Raw genomic sequence first — 11821 nt, 5'->3', positions numbered from 1 at the left:
GGCCTAGACCGCCAGCACGGCCAGCAGTGGCCCGAGCAGCAGGCTGACGAGCGCCGCGCCGAGCAGCAGGCGCGGCTGGTAAGGCAGGCCGAACACCCACAACGTCACCCCGGCCATCAGCACGGCGATCCACTCCACCAGGCCCAGGCCCCAGCCGCGCCCGTGCACGGCGAAGATCAACGACAGCAACAACAATGCCCAGCCCCCGACCTTCAGGGCTCGCAGTTGCCGGCTCGTGGGCTTGCGCCCAAGCAGGTCGTTGAAGTGCTTTTCCATGGCCAGGCACAGGCCGGCGAAACCGGCGAAGCCCATCAGCGCGACACCCAGCATCAGCTCGCCTCCACGGTCTTGGCGGCGCGTGGCGCACGCTTGGCAACCGGCTTGGGCGCACGCAGCATCTTGCCGGCGGCCCAGGCCAGGAACAGGCCGGTGGCCAGCGCCGTCAGGTCGAAACCTGCCATCGCCCAGTCACCCGCGGCGATGGAGTGATCAAGCCCCTTGTCGGTGGTCAGCGCGTTGAGCACCGGCAGCACGGCGAACGCCAGCGCCCCCAGGGTCAGTTGCTCGCCCCAGGCACGGCGCCCGCTGCGCAGCATGGCGTGGAGCAATGACGCGCCCCAGGCCAGGAAGAAGGCGTTTATCTCCCAGTCGGCCCGCCCGTCCATGGCCGTCGGCAGCAGGCGATTGGCCCAGAAGAACGCCGCCACCCCCAGCAACAGGCCGCTCATGCTGGCGATGTTCAGCACTTCGACCAGGCGCAGCTCGCCAGGCATGCGCTCGCTCTTGGCATGCTTGAGCTGTCGCTTGCCCAGCCACATCACCAGCCCCGTGCCGATCACCGCCGTGCCGGCCACGCCGAAGACGAAGTACAGCCAGCGCAGCCAGGGCCCGGCGAAATTGCCCATGTGCAGGCCGACGAAGGTGAAGGAGGTGGTCATCGCCGCGCTTTCCGGCGCGCCACGTCGCAGCAGTTCGCCACTGACGCCATCGAAGGTCCAGATGGCGCTGCGCTGGTAGGCGACGCTGTCGGCCGAGGCGCGGGTGAAGGTGACCCGGGCGTTGCGGTCGCCGGGATTGTGCACCTGGATGTAGCCCATGCGTGCACCCGGCGCCTGTTCCTGGACCTTGGCGTACAGTTCGGTCAGTGGTGCCAACGGCGCGGCCTGAGCCGCCGTCTTGGGTACTTCGTCGCGGCCGAACACATCGTTGAAATAGCCGCTGCTGTCGCCGTAGCTGGCCAGGATGCTGGCCGGCATGACCATGTACATGAAGATCACCAGGCTGCTGTAGCTGATCATCAGGTGGAACGGCAGCACCAGCACGCCGATGGCGTTGTGGCCATCGAGCCAGGAACGCTGGCCCTTGCCCGGGCGGAAGGTGAAGAACTCCTTGAAGATCTTCTTGTGGGTGATGATCCCGGTGACCAGCCCGAGCAGCATGATGAAGGCGCAGAAGGTCGACAACCAGCGGCCCCAGGGGTGGGGCATCTGCAGCTGGAAGTGGAAGCGGTAGAAGAACTCGCCGCCACGGCTGTCACGGGCCTCGACCGCCTCGCCGGAGCGGGCGTCGAGTTCCTTGTCGGTGAAACCGCGGCGCCCGCCGCCGTTCGGGTCGCGCCAGCTGACGCTCAGGGCCGCCTCGCGCTCGCTGGGCAGGCGGATGAACCAGGTGCTGGCGTGGCCGGCATTGGATTCCAGGTAACGCTGGGCCAGCCCGAGGCTGCTCACCGGGTCGAGCGGATGGCTCTGCACCTCGGGCTGGGTCCAGTGGCTGATTTCTTCCTTGAAGTACGACAGCGTCCCGGTAAGGAAGATGGCGAACAGCAGCCAGCCGAAGATCAGGCCGGTCCAGGTATGCAGCCAGGCCATGGCCTGGCGGAAGCCTTCTTTCATGGCAGGTTCATCCAGTAGGCCAGTGCGTTGATCAGCCCCAGGGCCAGGCTTGGCAGCAGCACGCCCAACCAGGCGCGCCAGGCACTGCGGCAGGCGAAGCACCAGATGAAGGCGATCAGGTAGAAGACGAACGACAGCATCATCCCGGTCATCGTCGCGTCGGCCTGGGTCATCGGCGCGAGCAGGGTGATGCAGACACTGGCCATCGACGCCAGCAGGTAACCGCCCAGCAACGCGGCCAGGCTGCGTGAGGTCACGGCCAGGCGGTAGCTCAGGGGAAGGCCGGCGGCTTTGCTCTTCATGGCGAGGGTCCGGGAATTGGGGTTGCAATACTAATGATTTCAATTCTCATAAGCAAAGCATGCCGGCGCCAGCGGTAGGCATGCCTTGCGTCGGCAGCGATTGCCGAACACCGGTGGCATGAATACAATGCGAACAATTCTTACTTCCAGTTGCGCTTTGCGGCGCCGGAGTCGTATCGGTGTCCAGTGCCCTCTCTTCCACCGTCGAAGGCCTTTACCACGCCCATCACAGTTGGCTGACCGGCTGGCTGCGACGACGCCTGGGCTGCCCGCAGAGTGCCGCCGACCTGGCCCAGGACACCTACCTGCGCCTGCTCCAGGCCCGCGAGGCACCGCAGCTGATCGAACCTCGCGCGTTCCTCACCACCGTGGCCAAGCGCGTGCTGTGCAACCACTTCCGCCGCCAGGAGCTGGAGCGCGCCTACCTCGAGGCCCTGGCCCAGCTGCCCGAGCAGGTGGCGCCCAGCGAGGAAGACAAAGCCATCATCCTCGACACCCTGCTCGAACTCGACCGCTTGCTCGATAGCCTGCCACCGCTGGTCAAGCGTGCCTTCCTGCTGGCCCAGGTCGATGGCCTGGGCCAGGGGGATATCGCCCGCGAGCTGGGCATTTCCCTGGCGACGGTCAAGCGCTACCTGCACAAGGCAGCCTTGCGCTGCTATTTCGCCTTGTGAACCTTTCCTCTCAAGATTTTTGCGTTTTTTGGGATATAACCGGTCCGATTCAGGATTGCCGGGGCTGCTTTGCAGCCCTTTCGCGACGCAAGGCCGCTCCTACAGGGGGCGCGGTTGCCTGTAGGAGCGGCCTTGCGTCGCGAAAGGGTCGCAAAGCGACCCCAGCAAATCCAAGCCGGATGCCTATTTTCAGCACTTTGAGAGGGCTAGCCCTGTGAACGCAGCCTTTTCCTCACAAATCGCCGAACAGGCAGTGCACTGGCTGATCGAGTCGCAGAGCGACGGCTTCGACCAGCACCAAGCCCTGGAACGCTGGCTGCAGGCCGACAGCGAACACCAGCGGGCCTGGGCCCATATCCAGCAGGTCAACCAGCGCCTGCGCGGCGTCGCCGCCCCGGTGGTCCACGCCACCCTGCAGGCGCCTCCCTCGCCGGCCCGGCGCCGCGCCCTCAAGGCGCTGCTGCTGGCAGGGGTGGCCAGTGCCGCCGGGCTGGGCCTGCACCCGCACAATCCATTGCCCGGGCTGATGGCCGACTACCGCAGCCCGGTCGGCCAGCGCCGCCGCCTGACCCTCGACGACGGCAGCCAGTTGCACCTGAACACCCGCAGCGCCGCCGACGTGCGCTTCGATGGCCGGCAGCGCCTGGTGCGTTTGCAGGAGGGCGAGCTGCTGCTCGAGGTGATCAACGATCCACGTCCGCTGCGCCTGGCCACGGCCCAGGGCGAGCTGCATCTGCACAGCGGACGCTTCGACGTCCGTCAGTTCGACGGTTTCAGCCTGGTATCGGTGTTCAGCGGCAGCGCTAGCGTGGCCGGCACACCGCTGCTGGCCGGGCATCAGGCACGTTTCGCGCAAGGCGGCTGGCAGGCAATCGCACCGCTGGACCCTAACCGGGCGGCCTGGGTGGAGGGCATGCTGGTGGTGTCGCAGATGCGCCTGGGTGACTTTCTCGCCGAGCTGTCGCGGTATCGACTCGGTCAGTTGGGATGCAGCGAGCGGGTGGCCGATCTACGGATTTCCGGATCGTATCCGCTGGCAGACAGTGAGCGGATCCTGGAGATGCTGGAAGTGACACTGCCGGTAAAGGTGCGGCGGTTCACCCGGTACTGGGTGTCGCTCGAGGCTGCGTCAACGGGTTGAGAGGCAAGCAACCGACATGGCCATCGCGGGGCAAGCCCGCTCCCACGATTATCGGCTCCAACCCAAAATTATTTCAAATCAGTTGAGCCATTTTCCAAACCTCGCGTGACAGAGAAGACAGAACCCCTTGTCACAGGACCTCCGTCACATGCCCCTGCGCCTCAGCCCCCTCGCCTACGCCCTGATCCTCGCCGCCCCGCTCGCCCTGGCTGGCGAGCCCCGCGCCTACCACATCGCGCCCGGCACACTGGAACAGGCCCTGAACCAGTTCGGTCGCGAAAGCGGCGCGCTGATCTCGTTCAGCCCGGGCCTGACCCAGGGCCTGAGCAGCCCGGGCCTGGAGGGCCAGTACGAGGTCGGCCAGGGGCTCGATGCCCTGCTGCGCGACAGCGGCCTGCAGGCGCGCCAGGAGACCGACAACGCCTACAGCCTGCAACCGCTGCCGGCCATGGGCGGCAACGCCCCGGTCGAGCTGGGCGCCTCGACCGTGGTCGGCGACTGGCTGGCCGAGGCCCGCCAGGACAACGTCTTCGAACATGCCGGCGCCCGCGACGTGGTGCGCCGTGAGGAGTTCGAACGCAGCGGTGCCAGCAGCGCCCGCGAAGTGCTCAACCGCATCCCCGGCGTTAACGCCCCGGAAAACAACGGCACCGGTAGCCATGACCTGGCGCTGAACTTCGGCATCCGTGGCCTGAACCCGCGCCTGGCCTCGCGCTCCACCGTGCTGATGGACGGCATCCCCGTGCCCTTCGCCCCCTACGGCCAGCCGCAGCTGTCGCTGGCACCGATCAGCCTGGGCAACATGGACGCCGTAGACGTGGTGCGCGGCGGCGGCGCGGTGCGCTACGGGCCGCAGAACGTCGGCGGCATCGTCAACTTCGTCACCCGCGCCATCCCTGAAGAAGCCACCTTCAAGGCGGCGATGCAGAACCAGATCAGCCCCTCGTCCAGCCAGGATGGCCTGAAGAACAGCGCCAACCTGCTGATCGGCGGCACCAATGCCAACGGCCTGGGCGGCGCCCTGCTCTACTCCGGCACCCGCGGCAGCGACTGGCGCGAACACAGCGACACGCAGATCGACGACCTGATGCTCAAGGGCAAGCTGCAACTGGACGAAGCCAACAGCCTGCATGCCATGGCCCAGTACTACGAGGGTGAAGCCGAGATGCCCGGTGGCCTGAGCACTGCCGCCTTCGACGCCGACCCGTACCAGTCGACCCGCCTGAAGGACAAGTTCTGGGGCCGCCGCACGCTGTTCAACCTGGGCTACGACTACAAGCAGGACGACCGCCAGTTCAGCGTCAACAGCTTCTTCACCAAGACCCTGCGCAGCGGCTACCTCGACCAGGGCAGCTTCGTCTCGCTGTCGCCACGCGAGTACTGGGTGCGCGGCATCGAGACCCGCTTCTCGCAGGGCGTGGCCCTGGGCGACAGCTGGCACGAGCTGGGTATCGGCTACCGCTACGTCAACGAGGCCGGACATGAACTGCGCTACCGCGAGCCCGTCAACGGCGCCCTGCCGACCACCGCCAGCCGCAACGACCGTGACACCCGCGGCAGCACCGAAGCCCACGCCATCTACCTGGACGACCGCATCGACATCGGCCGCTGGACCATCACCCCGGGCATCCGCTACGAGATGATCGACTCCGAGCAGAGCAACAAGCTCAATGGCCAGCAGTACCAGGGCAGCTACAACACCGCCCTGCCGGCACTGAACGTGATGTACCACCTCACTGACAACTGGAACCTCTACGCCAACACCGAAGGCTCGTTCGGCAGCGTGCAGTACAGCCAGATGCCCAACCGGGTCAGCAGCGGCGAGGTGAAACCGGAGAAGGCGCGCACCTGGGAAGTCGGCACGCGCTACGACAACGGCGACCTGCAGGCCGAGATCGGCGCATTCCTGATCAACTTCGACAACCAGTACGAAAGCAACCAGACCAACGACTCGGTGATCGCCCGCGGCGAAACCCGTCACCAGGGCATCGAGACCAGCGTGCGCTACGCCCTCGACGGAGTGAGCCCGGCGCTGGTCGGTTTCGACGTGCACGCCGGCTATGCCTTCGTCGATGCCACCATCCGCGAGGACGGCCCGAACAAGGGCAACCAGGTACCGTTCTCGTCCCGCCACAAGGGCACGCTGGGGATCGGCTACACCGAAGGCCCGTGGCAGTTGAACCTGGACAGCAGCTTCCAGAGCAGCCAGTACGCCGACAACGCCAACACCGGCGGCGAGAGCGCCGACGGCAGCACCGGGCGCATCCCCGGCTACATGCTGGTCAGCACCCGCGCCGGCTATGACTTCGGCCCTGCGCTGTCGAACCTGAAGGTAGCGGTGGGAGTGAAGAACCTGTTCAACCGCGAGTACTACACCCGCTCGTTCGACGACAACAACAAGGGCAAGTACGTGGGTGAGCCACGGACGCTGTATGTGCAGACGTCGGTAGCGTTCTGACAGACCGGAGCGGGAAATCGCGACTTTCGCCGTCCCCTGTAGGAGCGGCCTTGTGTCGCGAAAGGGCTGCGTAGCAGCCCCAGGGTTTCAACTACGCCGCCAATATTGCTGGGGCGCTTTGCGGCCCTTTCGCGACACAAGGCCGCTCCTACAAAGGGTGTGGTGTGGCCTAGAGCGTGTGTCCGGCAAATAGCGCAAATCACGCCAGCGCCTTCTCGATCGCCTGCACCACGGTCGGATCGTCCGGCGCGGTACGCGGGGCAAAACGCGCCAGCACCCGACCATCCTTGCCAACCAGGAACTTCTCGAAGTTCCAGGTGATATCGCCGGGGAACTCGGCGCCCTCGCCCGCCAGCAGGCGGTACAGCGAATGACGCTGCGGGCCGTTGACCTCGAGCTTGGCGCCCAGCGGGAAGCTCACCCCATAGTTGAGGCTGCAGAATTCCTGGATTTCCTTCTCGCTGCCAGGTTCCTGGCCGGCGAACTGGTTGCACGGCAGGCCCAGCACATTGAAGCCCTTGTCCCGGTAATCCTGATACAGGTTCTCCAGGGCCTTGTACTGCGGCGTCAGCCCGCACTTGGAGGCGACATTGACCACCAGCACCACCTGGCCCTTGAACGGGGCCAGCGGCAGGTCCTCACCGTTCAACGCCTTCAACGTCAGGTCGTGAAATGCACTCATGATGAAATCCCCTCTCAGGTTCCCGATTGCCGCTGGGGCGAATCCCGCCCACTAAAAAGGCGCGCGGCCAAACCGTCCACCCTCCTGAGGAGGGCAAGTCCGGCTTGCCCGAGCGCCTGGCGACTCTCTGAGCTTAGCGCAGAAAATCAGTGGTGATGGCCACCTTCACCGTGGATGTGACGGTGAGCGATTTCTTCTTCGCTGGCGTCACGCACGTCGACAACCTTGACCTTGAAGTTCAGGCGCTGACCAGCCAGCGGGTGGTTGCCGTCGACGGTCACGTCGTCGCCGTCGATGTCGCGGATGGTGACGATCTGCATTTGGCCGTCCGGCGCCGAGGCGTGGAACTGCATGCCGACTTCCAGTTGGTCGACGCCTTCGAACATGCTGCGGTTCAGGGTGCTGACCAGTTCGGCCGAGTACTCGCCGTAGGCTTCTTCCGGTTCGATGGCAACGGTCAGCTCGTCACCGGCCTGCTTGCCTTCCAGGGCTTTTTCCAGGCCCGGGATGATGTTGGCGGCACCGTGCAGGTAGACCAGCGGCGCACCACCGGCGGAGCTGTCGATGACCTCACCAGCGTCGTTGGTGAGGGTATAGTCGATGGAGACAGCCTTGTTGGCGGCGATCAGCATGGGGCAAGACCTTTTGCAAAAGAATGTAGAACGGACAAGTGTAACCAACGCATCGACCGATTGCGAACGCGACTCGGACCAAGGGCCGCCCATCAGTCGGATCACCGGCTTTCGCCTCGACGAGGAGGGCCACTGGGTGGTCGAGCTGTCCTGCGGCCACACCCAGCACCTGCGCCACCAGCCGCCGTGGCAGGCGCGGCCCTGGGTGCTCGACGCCGACGAACGCGCCCGACGCATCGGCCAGGTATTCGCCTGTGGCTGGTGCGCACAAGGGGCGGTTAGCGATACCCTTGGCCGCTGAATTCCTTGCACCGCTTATTTCGAGAAGCACGCATGCAGACATTTTTCATCGCGCCGACCGACTTCGGTGTCGGCCTGACCTCCATCAGCCTGGGCCTGGTGCGCACCCTGGAGCGCGCGGGGCTCAAGGTCGGCTTCTTCAAGCCGATCGCCCAGCCGCACCCCGGCGACACCGGCCCGGAGCGTTCCAGCGAACTGGTCGCCCGCACCCACGGCATCAAGCCGCCCACGCCCCTGAGCCTGGGGCATGTCGAGCGCATGCTCGGTGACGGCCAACTCGATGAACTGCTCGAGGAGATCATCCGCCTCTACCAGCAGGCGTGCGTCGGCAAGGACGTGGTGGTGGTCGAGGGCATGGTGCCGACCCGCCACGCCAGCTATGCCGCCCGGGTCAACCTGCACCTGGCCAAGAGCCTCGACGCCGAGGTGATCCTGGTGTCGGCGCCGGAGAACGAGGTACTGAGCGAGCTGTCCGGCCGCGTCGAGCTGCAGGCCCAGTTGTTCGGCGGCCCGCGGGACCCAAAGGTGCTCGGTGTGATTCTCAACAAAGTGCGCACCGACGAAAGCATGGCCGACTTCGCCACGCGCCTGCGCGAGCATTCGCCGCTGCTGCGTGGCAACGACTTCCGCCTGCTCGGCTGCATCCCCTACCAGGCCGAGCTCAACGCCCCGCGAACCCGCGACGTGGCCGAGCTGCTCGGTGCCCAGGTGCTCAACGCCGGCGACTACGACCAGCGGCGCATGAGCAAGATCATCATCTGTGCCCGCACCGTGGCCAACACCGTGCCGCTGCTGACCTCCGGCACCCTGGTGGTGACGCCGGGCGACCGCGACGACATCATCCTCGCGGTGTGCATGGCCGCGATCAACGGCGTGCCCCTGGCAGGCCTGCTGCTGACCAGCGACAGCAAGCCCGACCCGCGCATCCTCGAACTGTGCCGCGGCGCCCTGCAGGCCGGCCTGCCGATCCTGTCGGTGAGCACCGGCTCCTACGACACCGCCAACCAGCTCAACTCGCTGAACCGCGAGATCCCGGTGGACGACCGCGAGCGCGCCGAGTTCATCACCGACTTCGTCGCCGGCCAGCTGGACGCCGCCTGGCTGCACCAGCGTTGCGGCACGCCACGGGAACTGCGCCTGTCGCCGGCGGTGTTCCGCTACCAGCTGATCCAGCGCGCCCAGCAGGCCAACAAGCGCATCGTCCTGCCCGAGGGCGCCGAGCCCCTGCTGGTGCAGGCCGCCGCCCTGTGCCAGGCCCGTGGTATCGCCCGTTGCGTGCTGCTGGCCAAGCCCGAGGACGTGCAGGCCGTGGCCCGCGCCCAGGGCATCAGCCTGCCGCCGGACCTGGAAGTGCTCGACCCCGAGCTGATCCGTGGCCGCTATGTCGAACCCATGGTCGAGCTGCGCAAGAGCAAGAACCTCAACGCACCGATGGCCGAACAGCAACTGGAAGACCCGGTGGTGATCGGCACCATGATGCTCGCCCTCGGCGAGGTGGACGGCCTGGTCTCCGGCCTGGTGCACTCCACCGCCAACACCATCCGCCCGGCCTTGCAGCTGATCAAGACCGCGCCAGGCAGCAGCCTGGTGTCGTCGGTGTTCTTCATGCTGTTCCCCGACCAGGTGCTGGTCTACGGCGACTGCGTGATGAACCCGCACCCCAGTGCCGCGGAGCTCGCCGAAATCGCCCGGCAGAGCGCCGAGTCCGCCGAGTCGTTCGGCATCGCGCCACGGGTGGCGATGCTCAGCTATTCCAGCGATTCGGCGGCCAGCGACGAGGAAGTGGAAAAGGTGCGCGAGGCCACGCGCCTGGCGCAACAGGCCGAGCACGACCTGGTGATCGACGGGCCGTTGCAGTACGACGCCGCTGCCAACCCCGAGATCGCCCGGCAACTGGCGCCGTCGAGCCCGGTGGCCGGACGCGCCACGGTGTTCGTGTTCCCCGACCTGAACACCGGCAACACCACCCACAAGGCGGTACAGCGCAGCGCCGACTGCGTCAGCCTCGGGCCGATGCTGCAGGGGCTGCGCAAACCGGTCAACGACCTGCCCCGTGGGGCGCAGGTGGACGATATCGTGCATACCATCGCGTTGACGGCGATCCAGGCCAGTACCGAGCGCTGAAAACAGATGGGGCCGCTACGCGCCCCTTCGCGGGTAAACCCGCTCCCACAGGTATCGCGCAAGGCCAAAGTCATGCACAAACCCTGTGGGAGCGGGTTTACCCGCGAAGGGCCGCGAAGCAGCCCCATCAGTTCAGAACTATAACTTACGGATACTGCTGCACAGTCCCCTGCTGGTCATACTGCTGACCCGGAATCGGCTTGAGGTTGACCTCGACCCGGCGGTTCTGCGCACGGCCATTGGCGTCGGCGTTGCTGGCGATCGGCTGGTCCGGCCCCATGCCACGCACGCTGACCCGCGACGAGTCCACGCCCTGGGAAGTCAGGTAGGTGCTGACCGCCTGGGCACGGCGCTGCGACAGGTCCATGTTGTGCTGGCGGCTGCCGGTGCTGTCGGTGAAGCCCACTACCTCGATGGTGTTCTGGTTGAACTGCTTGAACGAGTTGGCCAGGTTGTTCAGCGGCGAGTAGAAGCTCGGGGAAATGTTCGCCGAATCGGTAGCGAAGGTAATGTTGCCCGGCATGATCAGCTTGATCTGGTCGCCCTGGCGCTGCACCTCGACGCCGGTGTTGGCCATCTTGGCCCGCAGCTCGGCTTCCTGCTTGTCGGCGTAGTAGCCGTAGCCGGCGGCGGCGGCGCCCACCGCGGCGGCGCCGATCAGCGCGCCCTTGCCGCGGTTGTTGTGATCGATGGCGGCACCGGCGATGGCGCCGGCCAGCGCGCCCAGGCCACCGTACTTGGCGGTCTTGCTCATCCCTGTGGAGCCCTGCGCCTGGCCCTGGTTGTCATACGGGTTGGGGCTGGCACAACCGGACATCAGGGCGGCGGCGGTAGCGACGATAATCAGACGACGCATGGTGAACATGGACAAGCTCCTACTGAAATTCAAAAGTGCAGCGGATCGCCTACGGATCTATGCCAGCCTTGGATTGCAGCGCAGCGGAAAAATTCCATGAAACCTCAGGCGCGCACGAACGGATTCTCGCGCATCTCGTCGCCGAGGCGGGTGTCCGGGCCATGGCCGGTCACCACGATGGCTTCCTCATCCAGGCGGTACAGCCGTTCCTTGATGGAACGAACGATAGCCCGCTGATCGCCACCCCACAAATCGGTGCGCCCTACACCACGGCGGAACAGGGTATCGCCGGCGATCAGCAGCTTGTGCTCGGCGAACCAGAAACTCATCGAGCCCGGCGTATGCCCTGGGGTGTGCAGCGCCACGCCGCAGCCGCAGGCCAGCTCCTCGTCATCGCTCAGCCAGCGATCCGGCGACGGCACCGGGGTGTAGGGCATGCCGAACATCTGGCACTGCATTTCCAGGTTTTCCCACAGCGGCTGGTCGGCCTTGTGCAGGTGCAGCGTGGCACCGGTCAGCTCCTTGAGCTTGCCCGAGGCGAGGAAATGGTCGAAGTGGGCATGGGTGTGGATGATGCTCACCAGGGTCAGGCCATGGTGCTGCAGGCGGGCGAGGATCTTCTGCTCGTCTCCGCCCGGATCGACGACGATGGCCTTCTTGCTCAGCGGGTCGCCGATCAGGGTGCAGTTGCACTGCAAAGGGCCGACGGGGAAGGTTTCGCGGATAAGGGTGGGTAATGGGTTCATGTCTACCTGGAAAC

Annotated in this window: 12 protein-coding genes; 5 read left to right on the top strand and 7 right to left on the bottom strand. The window is 66.0% G+C overall.

All coding sequences use genetic code 11. The annotated features are described in order from the left end of the window. Positions 1-3: 3 nt before the first annotated feature. The 3 genes from ACZ899_RS23575 to ACZ899_RS23565 are packed head-to-tail and all read right to left on the bottom strand — an operon-like array spanning position 4 to position 2194. Positions 4-330: a DUF3325 domain-containing protein gene (locus tag ACZ899_RS23575; RefSeq protein ID WP_234561626.1), complete on the bottom strand. Its 327-nt coding sequence runs from the start codon at positions 328-330 to the stop codon at positions 4-6. Beyond that, on the bottom strand, positions 330-1892 hold the full coding sequence (locus ACZ899_RS23570) for a PepSY-associated TM helix domain-containing protein (RefSeq protein ID WP_203650609.1): 1563 nt from the start codon (positions 1890-1892) through the stop codon (positions 330-332). The genes ACZ899_RS23575 and ACZ899_RS23570 overlap by 1 nt, the downstream gene beginning before the upstream one ends. Next, positions 1889-2194 (bottom strand): DUF3649 domain-containing protein, encoded by a 306-nt coding sequence (locus ACZ899_RS23565; RefSeq protein ID WP_186712930.1) that lies wholly within the window; start codon positions 2192-2194, stop codon positions 1889-1891. The genes ACZ899_RS23570 and ACZ899_RS23565 overlap by 4 nt, the downstream gene beginning before the upstream one ends. A 179-nt stretch (positions 2195-2373) precedes the next feature. On the opposite strand from ACZ899_RS23565, the gene ACZ899_RS23560 reads away from it, so the two are divergent. From ACZ899_RS23560 to fecA, 3 genes are all read left to right on the top strand, one after another. Further along, positions 2374-2868 carry a sigma-70 family RNA polymerase sigma factor gene (locus tag ACZ899_RS23560; protein WP_234561627.1) on the top strand — a complete coding sequence of 165 codons (495 nt, stop codon included), beginning with the start codon at positions 2374-2376 and terminating at the stop codon, positions 2866-2868. 214 nt (positions 2869-3082) lie between these two features. Then, positions 3083-4009, top strand: coding sequence for a FecR domain-containing protein (locus ACZ899_RS23555; RefSeq protein ID WP_234561628.1), 927 nt, complete (start codon positions 3083-3085; stop codon positions 4007-4009). 148 nt (positions 4010-4157) lie between these two features. Next, positions 4158-6467, top strand: a complete 2310-nt coding sequence (gene fecA / locus ACZ899_RS23550; RefSeq protein ID WP_234561629.1) for a TonB-dependent Fe(3+) dicitrate receptor FecA — start codon at positions 4158-4160, stop codon at positions 6465-6467. Positions 6468-6666: 199 nt separating this feature from the next. Here fecA and ACZ899_RS23545 read toward each other — a convergent pair whose 3' ends face one another. After that, positions 6667-7149 carry a glutathione peroxidase gene (locus ACZ899_RS23545; protein ID WP_050706852.1) on the bottom strand — a complete coding sequence of 161 codons (483 nt, stop codon included), beginning with the start codon at positions 7147-7149 and terminating at the stop codon, positions 6667-6669. A gap of 146 nt (positions 7150-7295) precedes the next feature. Continuing rightward, positions 7296-7781 (bottom strand): FKBP-type peptidyl-prolyl cis-trans isomerase, encoded by a 486-nt coding sequence (locus tag ACZ899_RS23540; RefSeq protein ID WP_050706853.1) that lies wholly within the window; start codon positions 7779-7781, stop codon positions 7296-7298. Between ACZ899_RS23540 and ACZ899_RS23535 the strand changes: the two genes are divergently transcribed. Both ACZ899_RS23535 and pta read left to right on the top strand, forming a co-directional pair. Then, a complete protein-coding gene (locus ACZ899_RS23535; RefSeq protein ID WP_232855704.1) occupies positions 7780-8082 on the top strand; it encodes a DUF3565 domain-containing protein in 303 nt (100 codons plus the stop codon). The genes ACZ899_RS23540 and ACZ899_RS23535 overlap by 2 nt on opposite strands. Positions 8083-8114: 32 nt before the next feature. Then, on the top strand, positions 8115-10205 hold the full coding sequence (gene pta / locus ACZ899_RS23530; RefSeq protein WP_203650604.1) for a phosphate acetyltransferase: 2091 nt from the start codon (positions 8115-8117) through the stop codon (positions 10203-10205). Positions 10206-10350: 145 nt separating this feature from the next. On the opposite strand, the gene ACZ899_RS23525 is transcribed toward pta, so the two are convergent. Further along, a complete protein-coding gene (locus ACZ899_RS23525) occupies positions 10351-11070 on the bottom strand; it encodes a YiaD family glycine zipper/OmpA-like lipoprotein (RefSeq protein ID WP_028689530.1) in 720 nt (239 codons plus the stop codon). A 95-nt stretch (positions 11071-11165) separates the two neighbouring features. Continuing rightward, on the bottom strand, positions 11166-11807 hold the full coding sequence (locus tag ACZ899_RS23520) for an MBL fold metallo-hydrolase (protein ID WP_050706855.1): 642 nt from the start codon (positions 11805-11807) through the stop codon (positions 11166-11168). Positions 11808-11821: the final 14 nt, after the last annotated feature.

The organism is Pseudomonas sp. TE31087, from assembly GCF_057284075.1.
The sequence above is the reverse complement of the archived record's forward strand: the minus strand, read 5'-3'. Positions and strand labels throughout refer to the sequence as shown.